This window comes from Rhodococcus sp. IEGM 27, assembly GCF_033142305.1.
Classification (GTDB): Bacteria; Actinomycetota; Actinomycetes; order Mycobacteriales; family Mycobacteriaceae; genus Rhodococcus_F; species Rhodococcus_F oxybenzonivorans.
Genome location: NZ_JAWLSG010000010.1, coordinates 180,836 through 202,659, shown reverse-complemented (window position 1 = coordinate 202,659; position 21,824 = coordinate 180,836). Strand labels below are relative to the sequence as shown.

General features: G+C 66.0%; 19 protein-coding genes. 4 read left to right on the top strand and 15 right to left on the bottom strand.

The window, feature by feature from the left end:
- Window positions 1–10 precede the first annotated feature (10 nt).
- Genes mftD through mftA form a run of 4 tightly spaced genes read right to left on the bottom strand, consistent with a single transcriptional unit; the run spans window position 11 to window position 2,874 of the window.
- A complete protein-coding gene (gene mftD / locus R4P95_RS27685) occupies window positions 11–1,192 on the bottom strand; it encodes a pre-mycofactocin synthase MftD (RefSeq protein ID WP_109335232.1) in 1,182 nt (393 codons plus the stop codon).
- 31 nt (window positions 1,193–1,223) lie between these two features.
- The gene (gene mftC, locus R4P95_RS27680; RefSeq protein ID WP_317746966.1) at window positions 1,224–2,444 is read right to left on the bottom strand and encodes a mycofactocin radical SAM maturase; all 1,221 of its coding nucleotides are present in this window, start codon (window positions 2,442–2,444) and stop codon (window positions 1,224–1,226) included.
- A 36-nt stretch (window positions 2,445–2,480) separates the two neighbouring features.
- The gene (mftB, locus tag R4P95_RS27675; protein WP_109331694.1) at window positions 2,481–2,777 is read right to left on the bottom strand and encodes a mycofactocin biosynthesis chaperone MftB; all 297 of its coding nucleotides are present in this window, start codon (window positions 2,775–2,777) and stop codon (window positions 2,481–2,483) included.
- Between the two features lies 1 nt (window position 2,778).
- A complete protein-coding gene (gene mftA, locus R4P95_RS27670) occupies window positions 2,779–2,874 on the bottom strand; it encodes a mycofactocin precursor MftA (RefSeq protein ID WP_005573048.1) in 96 nt (31 codons plus the stop codon).
- 133 nt (window positions 2,875–3,007) lie between these two features.
- Here mftA and mftR point away from each other — a divergent pair, with 133 nt between their 5' ends.
- Window positions 3,008–3,631, top strand: coding sequence for a mycofactocin system transcriptional regulator (gene mftR / locus R4P95_RS27665; RefSeq protein ID WP_109331699.1), 624 nt, complete (start codon window positions 3,008–3,010; stop codon window positions 3,629–3,631).
- Between the two features lie 38 nt (window positions 3,632–3,669).
- Entirely contained in the window at window positions 3,670–4,494 is an 825-nt protein-coding gene (gene mftM, locus R4P95_RS27660; RefSeq protein ID WP_317746967.1) for a mycofactocin oligosaccharide methyltransferase MftM, read from the top strand.
- 5 nt (window positions 4,495–4,499) lie between these two features.
- On the opposite strand, the gene R4P95_RS27655 is transcribed toward mftM, so the two are convergent.
- Both R4P95_RS27655 and map read right to left on the bottom strand, forming a co-directional pair.
- Window positions 4,500–5,789: a DUF222 domain-containing protein gene (locus R4P95_RS27655; protein WP_317746968.1), complete on the bottom strand. Its 1,290-nt coding sequence runs from the start codon at window positions 5,787–5,789 to the stop codon at window positions 4,500–4,502.
- A 141-nt stretch (window positions 5,790–5,930) separates the two neighbouring features.
- The gene (map, locus tag R4P95_RS27650) at window positions 5,931–6,716 is read right to left on the bottom strand and encodes a type I methionyl aminopeptidase (protein ID WP_317746969.1); all 786 of its coding nucleotides are present in this window, start codon (window positions 6,714–6,716) and stop codon (window positions 5,931–5,933) included.
- Between the two features lie 96 nt (window positions 6,717–6,812).
- On the opposite strand from map, the gene R4P95_RS27645 reads away from it, so the two are divergent.
- Window positions 6,813–7,055, top strand: a complete 243-nt coding sequence (locus R4P95_RS27645; RefSeq protein WP_317746970.1) for a helix-turn-helix transcriptional regulator — start codon at window positions 6,813–6,815, stop codon at window positions 7,053–7,055.
- Here R4P95_RS27645 and R4P95_RS27640 read toward each other — a convergent pair.
- The 9 genes from R4P95_RS27640 to mdo all read right to left on the bottom strand — a co-directional run bounded on the left by R4P95_RS27640 (window position 7,042) and on the right by mdo (window position 20,436).
- On the bottom strand, window positions 7,042–8,706 hold the full coding sequence (locus R4P95_RS27640; RefSeq protein ID WP_317746971.1) for an anibiotic ABC transporter: 1,665 nt from the start codon (window positions 8,704–8,706) through the stop codon (window positions 7,042–7,044). The two genes, R4P95_RS27645 and R4P95_RS27640, sit on opposite strands and share 14 nt — an antisense overlap.
- Window positions 8,703–9,641, bottom strand: coding sequence for an ABC transporter ATP-binding protein (locus tag R4P95_RS27635; protein ID WP_317746972.1), 939 nt, complete (start codon window positions 9,639–9,641; stop codon window positions 8,703–8,705). Before R4P95_RS27635 ends, R4P95_RS27640 begins: the two co-directional genes overlap by 4 nt.
- Window positions 9,642–9,682: 41 nt before the next feature.
- Entirely contained in the window at window positions 9,683–10,369 is a 687-nt protein-coding gene (locus R4P95_RS27630) for a MadR family response regulator transcription factor (protein WP_213577120.1), read from the bottom strand.
- Window positions 10,366–11,727 (bottom strand): MadS family sensor histidine kinase, encoded by a 1,362-nt coding sequence (locus tag R4P95_RS27625; protein ID WP_317746973.1) that lies wholly within the window; start codon window positions 11,725–11,727, stop codon window positions 10,366–10,368. The genes R4P95_RS27630 and R4P95_RS27625 overlap by 4 nt, the downstream gene beginning before the upstream one ends.
- A gap of 5 nt (window positions 11,728–11,732) precedes the next feature.
- Window positions 11,733–12,920 (bottom strand): iron-containing alcohol dehydrogenase, encoded by a 1,188-nt coding sequence (locus tag R4P95_RS27620; protein ID WP_213577119.1) that lies wholly within the window; start codon window positions 12,918–12,920, stop codon window positions 11,733–11,735.
- A gap of 142 nt (window positions 12,921–13,062) precedes the next feature.
- Window positions 13,063–16,326, bottom strand: a complete 3,264-nt coding sequence (locus R4P95_RS27615; protein ID WP_317746975.1) for a protein kinase domain-containing protein — start codon at window positions 16,324–16,326, stop codon at window positions 13,063–13,065.
- Window positions 16,327–16,400: 74 nt separating this feature from the next.
- Complete coding sequence (gene madC / locus R4P95_RS27610) at window positions 16,401–17,930, bottom strand: MadC family VWA domain-containing protein (RefSeq protein ID WP_317746976.1); 1,530 nt, start codon at window positions 17,928–17,930, stop codon at window positions 16,401–16,403.
- 2 nt (window positions 17,931–17,932) lie between these two features.
- The gene (locus R4P95_RS27605) at window positions 17,933–19,045 is read right to left on the bottom strand and encodes a MadB family AAA-type ATPase (RefSeq protein WP_317747062.1); all 1,113 of its coding nucleotides are present in this window, start codon (window positions 19,043–19,045) and stop codon (window positions 17,933–17,935) included.
- A 119-nt stretch (window positions 19,046–19,164) separates the two neighbouring features.
- Complete coding sequence (gene mdo, locus R4P95_RS27600) at window positions 19,165–20,436, bottom strand: NDMA-dependent methanol dehydrogenase (protein WP_213577115.1); 1,272 nt, start codon at window positions 20,434–20,436, stop codon at window positions 19,165–19,167.
- Window positions 20,437–20,750: 314 nt separating this feature from the next.
- Between mdo and R4P95_RS27595 the strand changes: the two genes are divergently transcribed.
- On the top strand, window positions 20,751–21,806 hold the full coding sequence (locus R4P95_RS27595; protein WP_317746977.1) for a ferredoxin--NADP reductase: 1,056 nt from the start codon (window positions 20,751–20,753) through the stop codon (window positions 21,804–21,806).
- Window positions 21,807–21,824 lie beyond the last annotated feature (18 nt).

The following is a 21,824-nucleotide window of genomic DNA, read 5'->3' as shown; positions in this document are numbered from 1 at the left end:
GCGTGTCGAGTCAGGATTCGGCGCCCAGGACGCGTTGGAATCCGGGCGGGATCACGACGTCGGATGCACTGAGGTCGTGAATGGACGAGTGCCCCAGTCCGAGGAGCGCCGAATCGATGCCGCCGCGCAGGACGTCGAGAACGTTTTCGACACCGGCCTGACCGTTCGCCGAAAGGCCCCACAGGTACGCGCGGCCGATCATGACCGCCTTGGCGCCGAGAGCGAGCGCCTTGACGACGTCGCTGCCGCGGCGGACGCCGCCGTCCAGAAGGATCTCGACCTGATCGCCGACCGCGTCGGCGATTGCAGGCAGCGCCCGAATCGGCGCAGGTGTGCCGTCGAGGTTGTTACCACCGTGGTTGGACACCGAGATGGCCGTGACACCGGCGTCGACGGCACGCTTGGCGTCGTCGATGCGCATGACACCCTTCAGCATGAACGGCCCACCCCACTGCTCACGGAGCCACGCAATGTCGTCCCAGGTGGGCAACGGCGTCTGCATCCATTCGCCGTACGCACCGAAGAACGTGGGCGGTTCCTGACCGGGTGCCGCGAGGTTCGGTGTGGTGAGATCCGGGATCTTCCGGGTCTTCGCGAACTCGTAGAGCCACTTCGGACGCGTGATGCCTTCCGGTGCGAACTGGATCATCGCCTTCAGATCCATCTTCTCCGGGATGGCCGGGCTGCCCCAGTCGCGCCCGTAGGAGAAGGACCAGTCGGTGGTGATGATCAGCCCCGTGGCGCCGGCCGCACGAGCCCGCTCCATCCGCTGAATCAGCACGTCCCGGGTACCGACCCAGTACATCTGGAAGAAGGTCTGGGGATTCGCCGCGGTGACCTCTTCGACCGACTTGCTCGCGAACGAACTCAAGCCGATCGCCGTCCCCCGCGCCGCCGCAGCACGTGCCACCGCGACCTCGCCGTCGGGATGCACCGCCTGTACACCGGTCGGGGAAATCACGACGGGAAGCGAAATGTTCTGCCCCATCACGGTGGTCGACAGCTCACGCTTGTCCGAGAGACCGACGGCGTGCGGGGCGAACCCCAGCTCACCGAACGCGGTGACATTGTCGTCGACCGTCAGCCCGCGCTCGGAACCGGCGATCAGCGCCGCATACACCGACTTCGGCAAACGCTTCTTCGCGCGACGCTGGGCCTCGGCCACAGTCTCGAAGAACGGATTCTTACCCATGTCGAAAAAACCTCTCATACCGACAGACGGTTTACGTCTGTTCCATTCCCGCAAGCGGGTTCTCGTCACAAATCTTGGCGGGCGGACGCACCATCAACGTCAGCGGAACCGGTGCCCGGGGGGTCCGGCGCTGGCCGGTGCGGGAGTGGTCGACGCTGGATTTCGGAATGTCGCCGCGCTCACCTGCGAGCGCCGCCTCGCCGTATCCCTGAACACATTCGGGGTCGGGTCCATCCATCGGAAGCCCGGTGAAGAACTTCGCGGCCATACAGCCGCCGCGGCAGGAGTCGTAGTGGGCGCACTTGCTGCACGCTCCCCCGGTCTGCGGAGACCGCAGTTCCTGGAACAGGTCGGAGTGCTGCCACACATGTTGAAAGCCGCCGTCCGCCACGATATTTCCGGCGAGGAACTGCTCGTGAATGGCGAAGGGGCACGCGTAGACGTCGCCGATTGGGTCGATCAGGCAGACTACCCGGCCGGCGCCGCAGAGATTCAGACCCGGTAACGCGTCACCGTAAGCGGAAAGATGGAAGAAAGAGTCGCCCGTGAGCACGCCGTCACCATTGGCGACCAGCCAGTTATACAACTCACGCTGCTGCGCCTGGGTGGGGTGCAGCTCGTCCCACACGTCCGCTCCTCGGCCGGACGGGCGCAACCGGGTGATGCGCAGTGTGGCGCCGTACTTGTCCGCCAGGGCCTTGAAGTCGTCGAGCTGGGACACGTTGTGCCGGGTGACCACCACGGAGATCTTGGCGTCCTTGAAACCGGCCTCGGACAGATTCTCCAGCGCCCGCACCGCCATCGCGAACGATCCCGGACCACGAACGGCATCATTGACCTCGGCCGTCGCGCCGTCCAGGGAGATCTGCACGTCGACGTAGTCGCTTGCCGCGAGCCGGGCGGCAACCTTCTTGTCGATCTTCACCCCGTTCGTGGAGAACTTGACTCCCACCTGGTGCGCGGTGGCGTAATCGACGAGCTCCCAGAAGTCGGAGCGCACGGTGGGCTCGCCGCCACCGATGTTGACGTAGAACACCTGCATACGCTGCAGTTCGTCGATGATCGCCTTGCACTGCTCGGTGCTCAGCTCCCGTGGATCACGCCGCCCCGACGAGGACAGGCAGTGCACACACGACAAGTTGCACGCGTAGGTCAGTTCCCACGTGAGGCAGATCGGGGCGTCGAGCCCCAGTTCGAACTGGTCGACGAGTCGGCCGACCGGGGCGGAGGGCCTTTCGAGCATGGAGGTCATGGGCTGGATCCTCTGATACGGGGCGAAGAGAGCTGGTCAGGCGGGGACGATCATGTGCGACTCGGCCAAAGTGCCGAGGGCTCGCGCGTACTGCGGAGCGGTGTCGTCCCCGATGCCCTGCGCCCGCAATGCGGACCGGGCGTCGGAGTGGTCGGGAAGGGCCTCCACCACCGCGACGATTGTGCGGTTCTTCAGGAACGACAGCTTGCGTGTCCCGAAGTGGTAGAGCAGCGCCCCGAACGGCTCGGGACGCAGCGCCACCTGCGGATGAAGCTTCCAGCCCACATCGAGATCGATACCGGCTGTACCGGTCGCTGCGGGTGCTTCGGGCATGTCAGTACACGCCGCACATGCCGTCGATCGACACCTCTTCGACGAGAGATTCCTCGACGAGATCGTTCTCCAGCACGTTGTTGTCACGATCGGACATGATTTCCTCCTACTGTTCGGTGATACGTAGGCGAGTCACTGAGATGCTTCCCGTCATAGAAGGACCCTTCTGTGACTCGCCTCACCACTGTAATGGCATCGAGTGCAGAATGACAGACCGGGAGGGACGAAACATGAAAAGTCGTCGAAAACCAGCCAGTCGGATAGGGCGACGCCCGTCCACAACGCAGGACCGGATCAGTACGGTGGGGATCGAGCTGTTCACCCGGCAAGGGTTCGACGCCACCAGCGTCGACGAGGTCGCCGAGGCATCCGGCATCGCCCGGCGCACCCTGTTTCGCTACTTCCCGTCCAAGAATGCGATCCCGTGGGGCGATTTCGACGCCCACCTCGCCGAGATGCGCGCTCAACTCGCCGCACAGCCCGACGACATACCGATCGCGGATGGCCTCACGGCCGCCCTCCTCGAGTTCAACGCCTTCCCTGCAAGCGAGGAAGTCAATCACCGCAAGCGGATGGGCCTCATTCTGCGGGTACCTGCGCTGCAGGCATATTCGGTGGTGATGTACGAAGGATGGCGCAACGTCATCGCCGAGTACGTGGCCGGCCGACTCGGAGTCTCACCCACCGACCACATTCCGCGCACTGTCGGTTATCTCCTACTGGGCGTTGCAATGTCGGCATACGAGCAGTGGCTCGATGACGATTCGCTCGAACTGAACGAACTACTCGCCAGCGGAATGCAATCGCTTTACGATGGGCTGAGTTCCCTCGGCGAGCCCGACACACGAACCTGATGTTCTCCCGCCACCACCACTAGGCAAGGTTGCCTCGAATGTCCTCCACTCTCGACACCCCCGCTTTCGACTCTCTCGCTCCGTGCGAATCCGGTCTCTGGTCACACGGCCACGTCACGGTAGAGCGCGTCGCCGCCGGACCGCTCACGCTCGCCCGCGACGGCGACCACCTGCGGGTGCGGCATGCCCTGACACCGGAGGATCTGAGCGAGCGGCTCGTGGCCTCGGTCACTGCGTCGATCGAGGACGCCGACTTCGGTCAGGACGAATTCGAGTCGACCATGGTCGGGCTTGTTCGCTCCACCGTCGACGGTGCGCTCGAAGCCTGGACCGTCTACTACCGCAACTCTCTGGCCGAATTGCTGGACGGCACCGCCGACTTCGCACCGATCCACGAGAAGGCGGAGGAACTCGTCCGCGGTTCCGTCCTGGACCTCGGGTCGTGCTTCGGATTCTTGCCCCTGCGACTCGCCCGCGCGGGTCGCTCCGTCACGGCGACCGACATTCTGCCCGGCACCATGACCCTCCTCGACGCCGTTGCACCAGAGCTCGGACTAGACCTGGACACCCTCGTCTGCGACGCCGCGCACGTACCGGTTCCCGACGACAGCTTCGACACCGTCACCGCCATCCACCTCCTCGAACACGTCGACGACAGCATCGGTACCGCGGTGATATCCGAGGCCCTCCGCGTTGCCCGCGACCGGGTTGTCGTCGCTGTCCCCTATGAGGACGAGGCAACCGCGAGCCACGGACATATCCGCACCTTCGACACCCGGTCGCTCACGAAGCTCGGCGACGCGACAGGACGCCCGTTCGAGGTGCTCGAACACCACGGCGGCTGGCTCGTCATCGACTGCTGACCGCCTCACGATGCGCGCAGGTGCGCGGCCGCCGGTAGCGGCGGGGCCGTGGAGCGATAGTGGTGTCCGGTCGGGGTGCCGAGGTCGATGAGGTGGGTGCGGCCGAGATTGCGTAGTGGGCGGGCATTCCATCCCGGTGCTTCCTTCGCGTAGTTGCAGGCCTCGCACAGCCCGGACCCGTTGTCCGCGCTGGTCGCACCCGCGTTGCCGTACGAGCGGATGTGGTCGTGATGGCGGATCGGGGCATCGCACCACGGTGTGCGGCAGGTGCGGTCCCGGAGATCGATCAGCGTCTTCAGGCTCTTCGGGAACGTGCGCGACTGGAATTCCATCGCCGTCAGCGCCCCCGACTGCGGGCACGAATACACCCGCCGCAATGCCGTCTCGGCAACTCCATCGATGGCGTCAGCCACCATGTGTCGTGCTATCCCCGCCGGCACCGGCCCGAACCCCTGCAGGTGGGCTGCCTCGTGGCCGCCGGCCAGCAGCGACTCGTCCGACAGCACCAGGTTCACCGACACCGGCACACCGGACGCCAGTGACGCTCCGGTGCCGCGCGCGAACAACAAATCCACCATCACCTGATTGCGGCTGCGGCCACCACTGTTGCCGGTGGCGATGAGACTGTCGGCGTCCCGGCCCAGTGTGGCCTGCAGGCAGACAGCCTGTTCCACAGGCATCAACACGCTGAGATACGCCATCGAGTCCGGCGCCGGACGCGTGGTGACCCGTCGCTCCGAGATTGCCTTGCGGTGCCTTCGGACAACCGCCGCGGCATCGAGCTCGACCGCAAGGGCTTTCGCTCGTGCAACCAGACCCCGGTCGCCGACTCCGTCGAGAATGCCTGGGTCCGCGCACAACCGGCGATCGACGATACCCCGATCATGCGCTGACAGGCAGGCTGTCTCGCGCACGAGCAGGGTGGCCCGCCATTCGTTCAACCGCCCCGATCGCAACAAGTCCAGGGTGTGCGGCATTTCATGCACCAACGCCCGCGCGAACCCCAGATGCCGGCCACCTCGGTTCGGAGATTCCCTACGCGCCAATGCAATCTGCGACGCAATCCCCCGGTCCCACTCGGACCGCGGCAGTTGTCGAGCTTTACGGTCTTGTCGGATACTCGTGGCGACGTCTTCGGTGATCACCGCCTGCACTGCGCAGCCGACCGATTTCAACGTCTCGATCGCATCGAGTAGATCGATGCCCAACCCCGCATCGCCGTCGACAGAAGCCAGACGAAGCCGTGCGGTGAACGCACGCACCTCGTCCAGATCCGGTACAACAATTCCCCCCATAGTCAACCTCCCCCAAGGCTGTTCGAAACTTTGTTCGAAACTTTGTTCGAAACTTTGTTCGATTCTAGCAACTGCAGGCCACCAGAGCAATAGCCAGGGCGAATCACATTGTCGCGCAGGGTTTCAACAGCCGCCGGACCACTACTCAGGGGCCGCGACGTAATCCCGACACGTCAGCACGAGTGGCGCGCCGTCGGTGACGGCGATGGTGTGTTCGCTGTGCGCGGTACGGGACCCGTCGGCCGATCGGATGGTCCACCCGTCGTCGTCGTAGATGATTTTGTCGGTGCCGGCGGCGAGCCATGGTTCGAGCGCAAGGGTCAAACCCGGCTTCAGCTTCAGACCACGTCCGGCGCGTCCCATGTTGGACACGTGGGGGTCTTCGTGCATGGTGCGCCCGAGTCCGTGGCCACCGAATTCGGTGTTGACCGGGTACCCGTAGTCGGCGGCGACGGCGCCGATCGCAGCAGAGATGTCGCCCAGGCGGTTACCGGGCAGCGCAGCGGCAATCCCCGCCGCCAGGGCACGCTCGGTCGCCTCGATGAGACGCTCGTCCTCCGGCCGCGGAACACCCACGATCACACTTCGCGCCGAATCGGCGACCCACCCGTCGATCGATACCGCGATATCCATGCTCAGCAGGTCTGCGTCACGCAGGACGTAGTCATGCGGAAGCCCGTGCAGCACTGCATCATTGACCGACAAACAGATGACATTGCGGAACGGCCCTCGCCCGAATGACGGCGCGTAATCCCAGTAGCACGACTGGGCACCGCGGTCGGCGATCAGCTGGCGGGCGCGGTGCTCGAGTTCGAGCAGGTTTACCCCCGGCTCGGCCCGGGAGGCGAGGTCGCCGAGCAGCTCGGCGATGAATACACCGGTGACGTGCATCGCTTCGATCTCCCGAGGGGTCTTCAATTCCAGCACAGATCTTCCTCTCCATCCGACCCGATAGCCGGTATTAAAATACCACCATAGTCGATCGTCCGGTATTTTCATACCACCGTCGAGTAGGCTGGTGGCATGGTGCGTCTCCCGCTCACTCCGGCCCAACTCGCGGCAGGTCAGCGCCTGGGGGCGTATCTACGCCGTGCCCGGGGCGATCGCACTCTCGCCGAAGTGGCTCAGGAGGCGGCGATTTCACCGGAGACTCTGCGCAAGATCGAGACCGGCCGGATGCCCACTCCGGCATTCACGACAATTGCAGCTCTGGCCCGAGTCCTCGCCGTACCCCTCGACGACCTCGCGCAGTCTACGAACCGGTGATGTCGCGTCGCCGGAACAGCACCACCCCGACGGCGATCACGACGACGGCGATCGTCGCGAGCAGCACGAGCGGAGCGGCCGTCACCTCCGCCGCGGGAACGGCGGGGACGTGTGTGAACGGTGACAGGTCGCGCACCGCCTGAGGCAGACCGAGCAGTGGTCCGAGGAATCCGAAGATCAGGCAGGCGGCGAGCACGCCCCAGGAGATCCCGGTCGACCAGGCCGGGACACCACCGAACGACAACACCACCACGGCCGCGACCACTGCGATCGCAGGCACGAAGACCAGAGCAGCACCGGTCAGATGCACCACCTTTCCCGGTACGTCGTCGGTCACGAGACCGTACGCGAGCCCGGTTGCCGCCCCGGTCAGTGCCTGCAGGACAACGATTCCCGACACGACCAGGCCTACATGCGCGAGCATCCACCTCGGACGTGAGAGCGCTGTCGCGAGAACCGGTTCGAGTCGTCCCGCCGATTCCTCACCCCGCATTTGGAGTAATGCCTGTACGGCGTAACCCGCAACCGCGATCGCCATCATGCCGAAGATGGCGGCAAAGTAGGCATCGACCATGTCGGTGGTGCCGCCACCGAGCTGCTCCATCATGTCGGCCACCTGCTCGCCCTCGCCGAGAAAGTCGTCGATCTGGTCCGCGATTGCGCCGTACACCACGGCGAGGACGGTGATGCCGAATGCCCACCAGAACAGGATCGTCCGTTGTATCCGCCACGCCGATCCGAGCGGCGTCGGCAACAACCCGGACGCGCGGGCGGGGCCGGGGCGGGTCGGTACGAGGCCCGAGCCGATGTCCCGGCGTTCGGTGAGGGCGAAGCCGACCGAGCCGACCGTGAGTGCGAACAGGACGGGCAACACCAGCACCCACCAGGCATTGTCGTCGTAAGGACGGACCTGTTCGGCCCAGCCGATCGGCGACAGCCAGGTCGGCCAGCTACTCACCACCCGAGTGCCGTTTTCCGTCACCGCCCCTGTCATGTCGCCCACTGCACGAAACAGGAACGCCACACCCAGCGCGGCGCCGGCCAGTCCGTTGGCGGTGCGGGCACTGTCCGTCACCTGCGCGGTCACCGCGGCGACGGCGGCGAACGCGATGCCGGCCCCCGCGACAGCCGCGCCCAGAGCCACAGAACCCGCGAACGACAGACCCTCCGCGACCAGAACGACGACGTTGATCAGTCCGAGAACCAGATTGGCGCCGACCGCGACAACCAGTGCGGCCGTCAGCAAGGCTCTGCGCCCGACGACGGCGGCCTCGACGAGTTCGGCGCGGCCGGTCTCCTCGTTCTGCCGCGTATGCCGCACGACGAGCAGGGTGGTCATCAGGCCGGCAGCGAGAGACAGCGGCATGACGATCTGGCTGGCGAGCACGGCACCGACGCTGTACCCGGACACCAGACCGTTGGTGGCCAGGGCAACCGGTGACGCCGCAGTGGCCACCGCGAAGCTGCGCAGGTCACCCTCCGTGGGATACAGGCCGAGCACACTCGACGCCGAGAACGCTTGCAGCGCTGCGAGTGCGAATAACCACACCGGCAGCTGGATACGGTCACGGCGTAGCGCGAGCCGCACCAGCCGGGCGGTTCCCGCGTACTGGCCGCGCCCCACCTTCTCCGGCGCCGTCACGGCGCTCATCGTGTCTGCGCCCCGGATTCGGCGCGCCGGTGGTTTTCGCCCTCACGGGCCAGTTCGTCCCCGTAGTGCCGTAAGAACAACTCCTCCAACGTCGGTGGCGTCGACGTCAGCGAGGAGATGCCGAACGACAGTAGGTGGCGGAGCACCCCGTCGATCGCACTGGTGTCCACCTCACATCGAGAGTGCAGGCCGTCGACCCGCACGTCGTAGACCCCCTCGATGCTCTCGAGTCCGGTCACCGGCCGCTGCGTCTCGGCCGTGATCGACGTACGCGTGAGATGACGCAGTTCCGCCAATGTGCCGGTCTCGACGGTTCGGCCCTCGCGGATGATGCTCACCCGATCGCACAGCGCCTCGACCTCCGCGAGAATGTGACTCGACAACAGAATCGTCCGCCCCGAGTCGGACATCTCCTCGATGCAGTCCTGGAAGACCGACTCCATCAGCGGATCCAGCCCGGACGTCGGTTCGTCGAGCACGTACAGTTCGACGTCGGACGCGAATGCGGCCACCAGCGCGACCTTCTGCCGGTTGCCCTTCGAGTACGTGCGCGCCTTCTTCGTCGGATCGAGTTCGAACCGCTCGAGCAGTTCTGCACGCCGGGCCTCGTCGAGACCGCCGCGCAACCCCGCGAGGAGATCGATCGCCTCACCCCCGGTGAGATTGGGCCACAGATTCACATCACCCGGAACGTAGGCGAGCCTGCGGTGCAACGACACCGAATCACGCCACGGATCCCCGTCGAGTAGACGCGTGGTACCCGAGTCTGCGCGGAGCAGTCCGAGCAGGACCCTGATGGTGGTCGACTTGCCGGAGCCGTTCGGCCCCAGGAAACCGTGCACCTCACCGGCGCGCACCTCGAGGTCCAGGCCGTCCAGGGCGCGGGTGACACCGAACGTCTTCACGAGTTTCTCCACCGAAATCGCAGCAGCCATGGTAGGGACGGTACGCCGATCGACTACCGGTCACGGCTGTTTCAGATCAGTCCGAGCTTGCCCGCCTCGTACACGGCCTCCGCGCGCCTACCCACGTCGAGCTTGCGCATGATGTTGCTGACGTGGAACTTCACGGTGGTGGCCGAGATGAAGAGCCGTTCACCGATTTTCGCGTTCGACAACCCGGTGGCCAGCAGTTGCAGGACCTCGAGTTCGCGCTCCGTGAGTCCTTCCCGCGGGGTTGTCTGTCCGTTCAGCGACCGGATCACCGCGGAAGCACTCCGCGAGTCGAATGCGCTTTCTCCACGTGAGACCGCGCGGATGGCGCGCACCAGTTCGGTCGTGTCCACATCCTTCACCACGTATCCCCGGGCGCCGGCTTGCACGGCACGGACCACCAGCTGCTCGTCGAGGAACGTCGTCAGTACCAGAAGTCCCAGTCCTTTGTTCGCGGACGACAACTGCGCACACAGCACGAGCCCCTCGTAATCGGATGCCGCCGACAACTTGAGATCCATCAACACGACGTCGGGTTTCACCTGCCCGACGACGTCGAGTGCCTCCCCGCTCGTGGACGCTTCCCCGACCACCTCGAGATCCGGTTCACGCTCGAGTACGGATCGCAGCCCCTGCCGAAGAATCGCGTGATCGTCGACGAGGACGAGCCGGACCACCGACGTTGCTCGTGCAGACCTCGCCTCGTCCTGCATCGGAGTTCGCATCGTCATCGCTCCACCTCGTTGTCGTTGTCTCCCCCGGAAGGTCTGTCGCCAAGAGGAATTCGCGCAGCCACTCGCACTCCACCGAGTCGCGCCCTGGCCACTTCGAAGGTTCCACCGAATTCCGCAGCCCGGGCCTGCATGTTCGCCAGACCGCGATGGTGTCCGTCCAGGTCGTTGTTTGCCGCCATCCGCAACATGAGCCGCATCTGCTTCGGATCCCCGTCCCCGTCGTCGGCGACGGACAGGAGTACAGAATCCGCCGAATAGGTCAGGCGCAGAACGGCGCGCGTCGCGTTGGCGTGGACAGCAGCGTTGAACAAGGCCTCGCCGGCAATGCGCAGCAGCGCGTGCTCGCGGTCACACGACAGCTCCGCCGGTGTTCCGCCGACCCGGACGCTGACCTCGAGGTCGTCGGGCATGTGCACCACACCGAGCTGCTCGAGCATTCCGGGCAGCGACGTGCGGTCCGAACTCTTGGAGTGATTGAGCGCGTAGATGGCCGAGCGTAATTGCTCGACCGCGCGACGAGTGAGATCCTTGGCCAGGTCGAGTCTTTCGCGACGTTCGTCGTCGGGCACTCCGCTCCGGCACACCTCGATCTGCATTCCGGCCGACAGTACCGCCTGCGTGACACTGTCGTGGAGCTCACGGGCGATGCGGTGGCGTTCCTCGTCGAGTACCTGATGCCGGTGCGCGGCCCCGAGCTGACGTTGGGTGGACTCGAGTTCGGCGTTGCGGACCGCAAGATCCGACGCGGTCCGCCGCGCCTCCGCGTATGCGTGCTCGGCGTGTTCGAGGAGGCGCTGCCCGCGCTGGTAGAGCGCCGAATTCTGCAGGGCTACCGCGGTCTGGCTCGCCAGGATACTCAGTACCGCACCATCGGTGGTGTCGAGGGTGCGGTGCGGCGCCGTCCACGCAGCAAAGGCTCCCACCACTCCGCCCTCGAGCACGATCGGCACGAACGCATGGTGCGCGTCGATGACGGGCGCCCTGCTGGTGCGGGCGGACCTGATGTCGCCGAGGCACATGACCACCTCGTCCGGCAGCGGGGGTCCCTCGACGTTGTCGACCAGAAACGGGGTGGCGTCCGGTCCGAGAACCAGCCGGCGGGGACCGGCATCGGGCAGCATGCCGTCCGCCAGGGCGAATGCCACCCAGCGCGCGTCGAGGTGAGCGCGCGCCGCCTCGGCCACCGCGCAGATCAACGTCTCGGGCCCCTCGACCGTTCGCACCAGCGCGCGGGAGATGAGCTCGAGCGCATGGACGACGCGCTCGAGACGTTCGGCGGCGCCGCGGTACTGCGGGTAGAACGTCGGTTTACCCGACCGGAGTCCGGTGAGTGTCGAGAGGTCTGGGGCGTTCATCGGGCTCACATCGCAGTCCGGAAAAGTGCCACCATCTGCTGGTGTGTGGCCGTCCGCGGATTGGTGGACATGCAGGCGTCCCGCAGGGCGAACTCCGCGAGCCGCGGAAGGTCGGTTTCACGCACACCCAACTGCCCCAGTCCTCGCGGCACCCCGACCTCGCGCGCCAAACGCTCCACTCGGTCCGCGACCGCGAGGGCCGCTTCCTCTGGGGTTCCGCGATGTTCCTCCAGTCCGAGAGCCGCCGCGATCGCCACGAACGGGGCAGCGTCGCTGGCCGCATTGAACCGAATCACGTGTGGAAGCAGGACACCGTTGATCACGCCGTGCGGCAGGTCGAGCAGACCACCGACCTGATGGCTCATGGCATGCGCCGCACCGAGAATGGCGTTGGTGAAGGCCAGGCCCGCTTCGAGGCTCGCCTGGGCCATGACGGCCCTCGGCTCCATCTCCAGCGGGTCTTCGATGGTGTGGACCAGGGTGTCGGTTACCAGACCGATCGCGCGAAGCGCGTGATGGTCCGTGAGCGGGTTGTGCGCCAGCGAGACGAACGCCTCGATGCCGTGTGTGAGCGCGTCGAGCCCGGTGGCCGCATTGAGCCACTCCGGCATGGTCGTGAGCAGGCGGGGATCGATCACGGTGACGTCGGGAACCAGCGCGCGGCCGATGATCGTGATCTTGGTACCGCGGGCCGTGTCCGTCACGATGCAGAATTGCGACACGTCAGCACCGGTGCCGGACGTGGACGGGACCATGACCAGAGGAGGGATGGGACTGGTCGCCTGATCCACCCCTTCGTAGTCGAGAATGTTGCCCCCGTTCGCGGCGAGAACCGCGATGCCTTTGGTGGCATCGATCACCGAACCGCCTCCCAGCGCGATCAAGACATCGCATCCACCTTCCTGGTAGGCCTCGTGACCGGCCGCGACCTCGTGATCCTTCGGATTGGGCGTCAACGCACTCCACACAACGGGCGTCAGTCCCTGTTCCCGGAGCTGGTCCTGCAGTTCAGCGGCCCAGCCGGCGTCGATCAACCCGGGGTCGGTGACGAGCATCGGCCGCGAGCCGCCCAGGCGGAGGACGGCGTGCGCGGCCTCGACCATCGACCCGACACCGAAGACGATTTCCGGTGCATGGAATTTGACCAGCCGGTCCGTAGCGGTGGTTCGGGTGACTGGATACGACACAGACAAGACGACACTCCTCCCACGCCCGCATGATGTGATCCAGGTTACAAGCGCTGAACCTCGACTCTACGGGCAGGGACGGACGCGCACACTGACCGAAGGGCAGGTCCGGCACCTACCCGATCGGGTAGGTAGGCAGCAGCAGTGATCAGGTCCGACCATGCTCCACGACCCAGGCGGCGATCTGAGTCCGAGAGGCGAAGCCGAGCTTGGCGAGGAGATGTTCGACGTGCCCCTGCGCGGTGCGAGGTGAAATAACGAGCCGGGCAGCGATCTGCTTGTTGGTCAAGCCCTCGGCCACCAGGTCGGCAACCTCTCGCTCTCGTTTCGTCAGGTCGGCCGTCCCGCGTGAGGAGGAAGGACGCTTCGGCGACTGCTCGCCGAGCGCGAACGCCACAGCGTCGTCGACGACCAGCGTCCTGCCCTCGTCCCACGCCGACTCGTATTCCTTCCTTCCGAGGGCACTGCGCGCGCGCTGTTCGCACTCCTCGTGATAGACGAGCAAATCGGGGAACAGCACCGTGGAGCTTCTCCTGGATTTCGCCAGCGACTCCGCCGCTCCCATGAGGACCGCGGCGCGTCGTGGATCGCCGTCACCCGCGATCCACGCCAACGTTTCCAGGCAGGTTGCCACGGTGACCGCGCTGTCGACCCGCCTGGCCAATGCGAGCCCGTCCTCGATATACCGGGACGCCCGCCGAACATCGCCCTGACGCCACAGGGCTACGCCCATCGCCCACATCGTGTGCGACCGGTACATCGACTCGCCGGTCGATTCCGTGATCTCGAGGACACTCTCGTAGTGTTCGATCGCCCCAGCTGAGTCTCCGAGCAGTGCCCTCACGGTTCCGAGGGAGTCCAGGTTTTCGATGTGCACGGCGGGCTCGCCACAGTCCCCGCACACTTCGAGGGCCGATTCCAAACACTCGAGCGCGCCGGGCAGATCACCCCTGAACAACTTCAGCACACCCTCGGAATGAGAGATGTGCGCGCGGATCGCGACGTTGTCCGTCTGCGCCGCGAGCGTCTTCCCTTCCGCTACCAGCGACGCTCCGGCAGCCACGTCGCCCTGGGCCTCGGCGAGCACACTGTTTCCGTACAGCGCTGCGACCCGTTCCTCGCTGACCTCGACCGGCGACATCTCCAGGAAGCGGTCGAGCCAGTGCCGGCCCTCGCTGAACATGCCTCGGGCGAGCCAGAACCGAAACAATGCGGTCGCGATTCGCAACCCCGACGCCGAATGCGCCTCGGCCAGACAGAACTTCATCGCCTCCCGCAGGTTCGGCTGCTCGCGGGCGAGGCGGCGCATCCACGCCACCTGCTCGCGGCTGATCCACTCCGCCCTCGCATCCTCGGCCAACTGCAGGTACCAATCCCGGTGCCGCCTCCTCAGCCGGTCGGCTTCGCCGGCTACCGTCAACTTCTCGCTGCCGTAGTCACGCAGCGTCTCGAGCATGCGGAACCGGACCACCGAGGCCGACTCCTCACGGATGAGGATCGACTTGTCCACCAGCGAGGTGACCGTATCGAGCAGGTCTTCGGCAGAGGGAGCTTCTGCGCACACGCCTTCGGCCGCGTCGAGTTCAAAGCTCCCGGCGAACACCGACAGCCACGCCCACAACTGCTGTTCCTGCTGCGTGCAGAGCTCGTAACTCCAATCGATCGACAGACGCAGAGTCTGCTGCCGTGTGGGTGCGCCCCTGCTGCCGAGGGTCAGCAGAGCGTAACGGTCCGTCAGGCGACGCAGAATCTGCTCGGTCGACATGGCACGCAGCCGCGCCGCCGCCAGTTCGATGGGGAGTGGCAAGCCGTCCAGTCGCTGACAGATCCGCGCCACCGTGTCCGTGTTCTCCTCGGTGAGCTCGAAGCCCGGCACCGCGGCGGCGGCGCGGTCGGCGAACAACGTGACTGCGTCGTACCGGGGCATTGCCTGAAGGGACGAGGGACGGGCCGGGTCGGGGACGGTCAGCGGGGGAACCCGAAGCACGACTTCTCCGCCGATCCCGAGAGGTTCCCTGCTCGTGGCCAGGATCCGCACATCCGGACAGCTACGAAGCAAGCTCTCGGACAGTTTTGCGACTGCGCCGACCACCTGTTCACAGTTGTCGAATACGAGCAGGATCCGTCGCGCGGCCAGGAAGTCGACGAGGGTGTTCTTCAACAAGCTCACCGGCCCGTCCCGCAGACCCAGTGCCGCCGCGACGACGTCGACCAGAAGTGATTCGTCGTGCAATTCGCCGAGTTCCACCAACCACGCACCGTCGGCGAATCCGCGTCGGACGTCGGCGGCGACACGGAGCGCGAGACGCGTCTTCCCGACACCGCCGATGCCCGTCAGGGTCACCAGGCGCGCATCGGACAGTTTCGCCTTCGCCTCCGTCAGCTCATGTCGCCGACCGATGAAGCTGGTCAGTTCCAGTGGCAGGTTACCGTCGGCGCCGACAAGCGAATGCGCCGTGGGCTGCGCTGGGAGACGGGACTTCGCCTGCGATCGGCCGGGCGCACCGTGCCGGGCGGCCATATCGTCGACCGGGAGTCCGTTGTCTGCTTGCATCTGTCGCAGCGCGTCACCGAGTTCCGCGGCAGTCGCGGGTCGATCACCGGGGTTCGCTGCCATCGCGCGCGCGACCACCGCGCTCACGTCCGCGGGAATGCCCTTCTCCCGCAGATCCGGTACGGGTTGCGAGGTGATCCGGAGGAACTGTGCGATGACCTGCTCCCCGCTTCGGCGTTCGAACGCCGCGTGACCGGTGACCGCACAGAACAGCGTGGCACCGAGGCCGTAGATGTCCGAGGCCGGGCTCGGCGGATCGCCCCGCAGAACTTCGGGTGCCGTGAACGCCGGCGATCCCGTCACCGTTCCGGTCGCCGTTTCGAATCCCCCGGAGATGTGCGCGATCCCGAAGTCGGTCAACGCGGGTTCGCCGTAGTCGGTGAGAAGGATGTTGGCGGGTTTGACGTCGCGATGGAGGATGCCGAGTCGGTGCCCCGTCTCCAAAGCACCCGCGATCCTCACACCGAGCCGAAGGACCTCGCCCAGTGGAAGCGGACCGCTCTTCCGGATCCGGGCGTCGAGTGAATCCTGCGGGTGGTAGGGCATCACGATGTAGGGACGACCGCTTCCGGTGACACCGACCTGGAGGACATTGACGATGTTGGGGTGTCCGGTCAGCCTGCCCATGGCCCGCTGCTCACGGAAGAACCGCGCCGTGTTCTCCTCGTCGAGTTCGGCGGTCAGGACCTTGACCGCCACCGTGCGGTCGAGCTCCGGCTGAACACACCGGTAGACGACCCCGAAGCCGCCTTGCCCGATCTCGTGCGCCTCCTCGAATCCAGCCGCTGTCAACTCCGCCGCGACGTTCGACGCCACATCGCGCTGGGTCTCGAGGGGATCTTCAGCCGTCGGCACCATGCACTCACTTCTCGATGACGTGCCCTCAGGATATCCCCAGCCACGGTATCGGAGGCACACTCGGCGGGGGCCGTTCATCGCAACGCGTGACCCAGTTCGGCGGCGCGGGCCAACAGCTGGACCGCGTCCCGCGCGACTACCACTCGGTCGCAGACTTCGGCGTACCGAGGCATCGCGCACGACGCCTGATCCCAGTACCGCTCGGGCTCCGGCGTAATCCACGCGAGGCGGTGCACCTTCCTCCGCAGAGCGGCGAACTCGTCCAGGCCCGGTGGCAATCCGTTGCCCCTTCCGTCACCCACTACGAGCACCGAGGTGCGCGAGTGAACCTCGTTGCCGAACGCGGTGAGGACCTCGGAGAACACCCGGCCGTAGTCGCTGCTCGCCTCGAGATCGATGCGGGGATCGGCGAGCACGGCAGCGAGTGCGTCGTCGTCTCCGCCCGCGAGGAGTGTGTCCGTGACATCGACGGGCCTGTCCACGAATGCCAGGACTCGGCATCGGCTCGCGCGGCGGTGCATCGCCTGCGCCAACCTCAGGGTGAAGGCCGTGACCGGTCGGACGGACAGCGAGACGTCGGCGAGAACGAGCACACGTACCCGGTCAGGACGCGGCGCCTTCACCATCAAGCGGAAGGGCACGCCCTCGGTCCGCAGGCTCGCACGGACCGTGCGCCGCATGTCCAGCCGTCCCGCGGTCAGCTCCCTCGGACGGGGACGCGCGGGGCCACGCATCCGCCGAAGGATCTCGTGGCATGCCTGATTGACCTCGGCGCGTGAGACGGCCGATCCTTGGCCGTCCGCCATCGGAACATCCGGAGCGGCCTGCCCGGCGGCGTCCCGGGCGTCGGCCAGCGCTCCGACGAACGCCTCGACTGCTTCTGCCAGACGATTCAACTGGGCAGCGGTCAGCGGCTCGTCGACACCGGAGTCCGAGTACACCGCGCTGGGGTCGTAGGCGTCGAGCCACGCGAGAATCGATGCCGGATCGTCCCAGGACAGCGATCCCACGACGGCGCCGCTCGTCGACGTCGCCAGGTCACCGACGGCAGTACTCGCCGCCCGCGAGACGTCGACGGTGTAGGTGACGCCGCGTCGGCCCGAATCGGCCTCGGAGTCGACGGACAGTTCGGCATCGCTCGACGTCATGCTGACATCGTCGTCATCCTTGTGAGGATTGAAACCCTTCTCGGCCTCCGGCGTATCGAAGTGGTCGCCGACTTCCGCGGCGCGCTCGTTGTATTCGGCATAGCGGGCCGTATCGACGTTGTCGGCAACCTCGAGGGCAGTGGGAAGCCCCTCCGCGAACTCGGTTCGGGACGGTGCGCGGAGATCGGGGGCGGCCGCGGCGACAGCACCGAAGAACACGTCGAAGGCCCGGTCGAATCCTGACTGCTCGTAACGGTACTTGGCGCACACCGCGCGCAGCGCGGCCCGCGTGGTGTCCGGCTGCCGTGCGCCGACGAGCCCCAGCACACGCCGGACGTCGATCACCTCCGCCGCAGACGCTGCCACTCCGTACCGGCGCAGCAGTGCGCCGAACGACGCCGCCAGCACATCGAGGAGCTGCGACTCGGGCGTCGGCGCGCCTCGGACCGCGAACATCGTCATCGCCTCGCAGGACGGCCGTTGCCGACGCCGATGCCACCGCGGTCGCGGCCGCCGTGTCCGCGGAACACCGCTGTGGTCGTGTTGGCCGGACGGGATGCGACGGTGACCCGCTCTCTACTGCCTGCCCCCGCCTCAGGCGCCGGCGCGGGGGGCGGGCTCGCCACGCCGTCGAGTCGGCCGCGAGCAAGATCGACATCGCTGGTGTACTTGAGCAGCGCGGCGAGGAGGATGTCGCGGATCGCCGACTGCGAAGTGACCGCAACGCCGGTCGCCTTCAGCACCACCGCGGCGCGGGCGGCGTCGATGACCTCGGCGATAGACGGGCTCTTGCGTAACGGTAGTGCGCGCAGAGTCCGCGCCAGTTCGACGACATCCGCCGCGACGGCCGATTCCACCTCGGGCGCACGGGCGGTCACGATGTCCCGCTCACGTTCGGGGGTCGGGTAGTCGAGGTGGTAGTGGAGGCAGCGCCGTTTCAGGGCGGGCGAGAGCTCGCGAGTGTCGTTGGAGGTCAGGATGACCCACGGCGCCGAGCGCGCGGTGAACGTGCCGATCTCGGGAATGGTGACCTGTCCCTCGGCGAGAACTTCGAGCAGCAGCGCTTCCATCGATTCCTCGGTGCGGTCCACCTCGTCGACGAGCAGCACCACAGGTTCCGGCGACAGGATCGCCTCGAGCAGGGGCCGTACCGACAGGAATGCTTCCGAGTACAGACCGAAATCCTGCGCCGCCAGAAACCTCGACGCGTCGGCGACGTCGTCGAACGCGGCCACCTGATCACTGAGCCGGTCGCGCAGCATCTGCACGTGCAGCAGTTGTTTGGCGTAATCCCACTCGTACAGTGCACGGTTGTCGTCGAGACCTTCGTAGCACTGCAACCGGACGAGCCTGCGGCCCGCGGCCTCCGCCAGGGACTTCGCCAGCTCCGTCTTCCCGACACCGGCGGGGCCCTCGAGGAGGAGCGGCCGGTCGAGCGCGGTCGCCAGGTGTACGACGACCGAGAACTCGTCGTCGGCGATGTAGTCGACTTCGCGCAGGGCTGCTTTCAGTTCGATTCCATCGGCGAAGCGGACATCCGCCAGGGATGGAGCGGTGTGCGGTGCGGTCATGGTGCGGCTTCCGTCCTTCGTCAGCAGTGTCAGTCGTGGGAACGCATCCGGGGCGGGGCCAGGCTGAGACACGGGGCAAAGGCTGGGACACGCCCGCCCCGGACGCGAGTTCGGTGGAGCTAGTACGCGCTGTTGATCGCGTGGTCGACGACGGGCAGCATCGACTCGACCGTCACCTCACGGGGATTTCCGGGCGTGCACCAGTCGCCCTGGATGTGCTCGGAGATGGCGCGGATGGTCTTCTCGTCGCCCCGGATGGTGTCGCCGCGGCCCTCGTACTTCTTGGTGTTCATCTGGTTCTTCTCGTACGAGTCGGTGCGGACCTGCCCGAAGTTGTCGGGGATACCGACGTCCTTGGCCAGCCGGATCGCGGCCTCGACGGCGGCGTCCGCGGCCTGCACCGTGGTGAGGTTCCGGGTGTCGACGCCCAACGCCCCTGCCAACTGCGCGTAGCGCTCGTACCGCGAGGGAAGGTTGTACTCCCACACACGGGGAAGCGCGATCGCGTTGTTCAAACCGTGGTGGCTGTCGAAGAACGCACTGACCGCGTGCGAGATGGAGTGCACGATGCCGAGACCACCGGAGTTGAATGCCTGCCCGGCGATGTACTGCGCGTTCATCATTCCCTCACGGGCCTTCAGATTGCGCGGCTCGAACACCGCCTCCCGCAGGTTCTTCGCCACCAGCTCGACGGAGTAGAGCGCGTTGCCCAGAGACGGTGCGAAATCGAGACGGGACACGTAAGGCTCACTGCCGTGGGCGAGTACGTCGAATCCGCAGTAGGCCGTGAAGTGCTGGGGGCAGGTGTAGTACAGCAGCGGGTCGTCGATCGCCAGCGTCACGATGGTCGCCTCGTCGAAGCCGACCCACTTGTGCGGGTTGTTCATGTCGGACGTGTCGGTGATGACGTACGCCCACGAGGTTTCCGAACCGGTACCGGCAGTGGTGGAGACGGCGATGTGCGGCGGGTTCTCCTTGTTGGTGGACTTCGCGAATCCCTCGAACTCGTTGATGTTGCGCCCGTCGTGCGCGACCACCACTCGAGCACCCTTGGCCGCGTCGTGGCTGGAGCCACCTCCGACCGAGATGATCGAGTCGCACTTCTCCTTCTGATAGAGGGCCGCGGCCTCCATCACGTTGTAGTCCTTGGGATTCGACTCCACCTTGTCGTACAGCACCACCTCGACGCCCTGGTACTCGATCTTGCCGACCAGTTCCTCGATGATTCCCGAACCGCGCAGACCGGTGGTCATGAGCAGCGTCCTCTTGAACCCGAGGTTCTTCGCCTCCACTCCGATGATGTCGTGCGCGCCCACTCCCATCAGTGCCCGCGGGAAGGGGTGGAACTCCTTGATGGGGAAGTCCCAGATCTGGTTGAGCTCGATGGCCATGGCCGTCTCCTCGAAGTTGTCGGTGTCGAAACTGAGCTGCCGGTGGAAGGAAAACCGTCTGCCGGTGTGATCGGCGTCTCAGCTGAGATTCACTGTGACTCACTTCGGGCACTCGTCACAGACTTGCGGGCCTGAACCGTCCGACTGCGGCGCACGAACTCTCCGATCGGCCAGGTGGGCACGGGCCGAACCGGCCAGGGCGGCGCTCGTTACGCTGGAGCGACCCGCTAGGCAAAAACTAGAACCTGTTCTATATTTGAGGCAGATGCAGGAGCGTTTCGACGCTGCGAATCATGGAGAGGACTACACACGCGATGACGACTGTCGAGGTGCCGCACAGCTCACGATCAGCGGTGCTCACGGTGTCCGAAGTGGTCGAGGAAACGTCCGACTCCCGGTCGCTGGTCTTCGACGTCCCCGCCGACCTCGCGGCCAAGTTCGCCTACAAACCCGGTCAATTCCTCACCCTGCGCATACCCAGTGACCGCACCGGCTCGGTCGCGCGGTGCTACTCGCTGGCCAGCTCACCGTTCAGCGACGACGCACCCAAGGTGACGGTCAAGCGCACCTCCGACGGGTACGGGTCCAACTGGCTCTGCGACCACGTCGCCGTCGGTGACGCCCTCGAGGTGCTGCCGCCGTCGGGTGTGTTCACCCCGAAGTCCCTCGACCACGACTTCCTGCTGTTTGCCGCAGGCAGCGGCATCACGCCGGTGATCTCGATACTCAAGGCCGCCCTCACGGAAGGGTCCGGCAAGGTCGTACTCTTCTACGCCAACCGGGACGAGAAGTCCGTCATCTTCGCCGAAGAGTTGCGGGAACTCGCCGGCCGGTACCCGAGCCGCCTCGTGTCGATCCACTGGCTCGAGACCGTCCAGGGCCTCCCCTGCGTCGATCAGCTCGCCTCCGCTGTCGCACCCTACGTCGGGCACGAGGCGTTCATGTGCGGACCGACTCCGTTCATGGACACCATCCACAAGGCACTTGCCGACGCCGGGATGCCGCGCACCCAGGTGCACGCCGAGGTGTTCAACTCACTCGCCGGTGACCCCTTCCGCGATGCCGATGTCGTCGAGGTCACCGACGACGAAGCAGCCGACGCCGCCACCGTGGAGGTCGAACTCGACGGGGAGGTGCACAATCTCAGCTGGCCCCGCAAGCAGACGCTGGTGGAAATCATGCTCGCCAAAGGTATCGACGTGCCCTATTCCTGCCAGGAGGGCGAGTGCGGATCGTGTGCCTGCACGGTACTCGAAGGTGAGGTCGAGATGGAGAACAGCGAGATCCTCGACCCGGAAGACATCGAGAGCGGCTACATCCTCGGCTGCCAGGCCCGGCCCGTCACGGACCATCTGAAGATCGAATTCTGAGACCCGTCGGCCGCGACC

What these genes read in the sequence shown, in the direction of transcription:
- R4P95_RS27645 (WP_317746970.1), top strand. Translation starts at nt 6,813, where the DNA reads ATGGTGCGTCTCCCGCTCACTCCGGCCCAACTCGCGGCAGGTCAGCGC.
- R4P95_RS27655 (WP_317746968.1), bottom strand. Translation starts at nt 5,789, where the DNA reads ATGGGGGGAATTGTTGTACCGGATCTGGACGAGGTGCGTGCGTTCACC.
- R4P95_RS27595 (WP_317746977.1), top strand. Translation starts at nt 20,751, where the DNA reads ATGACGACTGTCGAGGTGCCGCACAGCTCACGATCAGCGGTGCTCACG.
- R4P95_RS27605 (WP_317747062.1), bottom strand. Translation starts at nt 19,045, where the DNA reads ATGACCGCACCGCACACCGCTCCATCCCTGGCGGATGTCCGCTTCGCC.
- R4P95_RS27615 (WP_317746975.1), bottom strand. Translation starts at nt 16,326, where the DNA reads ATGGTGCCGACGGCTGAAGATCCCCTCGAGACCCAGCGCGATGTGGCG.
- mftD (WP_109335232.1), bottom strand. Translation starts at nt 1,192, where the DNA reads ATGGGTAAGAATCCGTTCTTCGAGACTGTGGCCGAGGCCCAGCGTCGC.
- R4P95_RS27635 (WP_317746972.1), bottom strand. Translation starts at nt 9,641, where the DNA reads ATGGCTGCTGCGATTTCGGTGGAGAAACTCGTGAAGACGTTCGGTGTC.
- mftA (WP_005573048.1), bottom strand. Translation starts at nt 2,874, where the DNA reads ATGTCCGATCGTGACAACAACGTGCTGGAGAACGATCTCGTCGAGGAA.
- R4P95_RS27625 (WP_317746973.1), bottom strand. Translation starts at nt 11,727, where the DNA reads ATGAACGCCCCAGACCTCTCGACACTCACCGGACTCCGGTCGGGTAAA.
- mftR (WP_109331699.1), top strand. Translation starts at nt 3,008, where the DNA reads ATGAAAAGTCGTCGAAAACCAGCCAGTCGGATAGGGCGACGCCCGTCC.
- madC (WP_317746976.1), bottom strand. Translation starts at nt 17,930, where the DNA reads ATGTTCGCGGTCCGAGGCGCGCCGACGCCCGAGTCGCAGCTCCTCGAT.
- mftM (WP_317746967.1), top strand. Translation starts at nt 3,670, where the DNA reads ATGTCCTCCACTCTCGACACCCCCGCTTTCGACTCTCTCGCTCCGTGC.
- mftC (WP_317746966.1), bottom strand. Translation starts at nt 2,444, where the DNA reads ATGACCTCCATGCTCGAAAGGCCCTCCGCCCCGGTCGGCCGACTCGTC.
- R4P95_RS27630 (WP_213577120.1), bottom strand. Translation starts at nt 10,369, where the DNA reads ATGACGATGCGAACTCCGATGCAGGACGAGGCGAGGTCTGCACGAGCA.
- mdo (WP_213577115.1), bottom strand. Translation starts at nt 20,436, where the DNA reads ATGGCCATCGAGCTCAACCAGATCTGGGACTTCCCCATCAAGGAGTTC.
- mftB (WP_109331694.1), bottom strand. Translation starts at nt 2,777, where the DNA reads ATGCCCGAAGCACCCGCAGCGACCGGTACAGCCGGTATCGATCTCGAT.
- R4P95_RS27640 (WP_317746971.1), bottom strand. Translation starts at nt 8,706, where the DNA reads ATGAGCGCCGTGACGGCGCCGGAGAAGGTGGGGCGCGGCCAGTACGCG.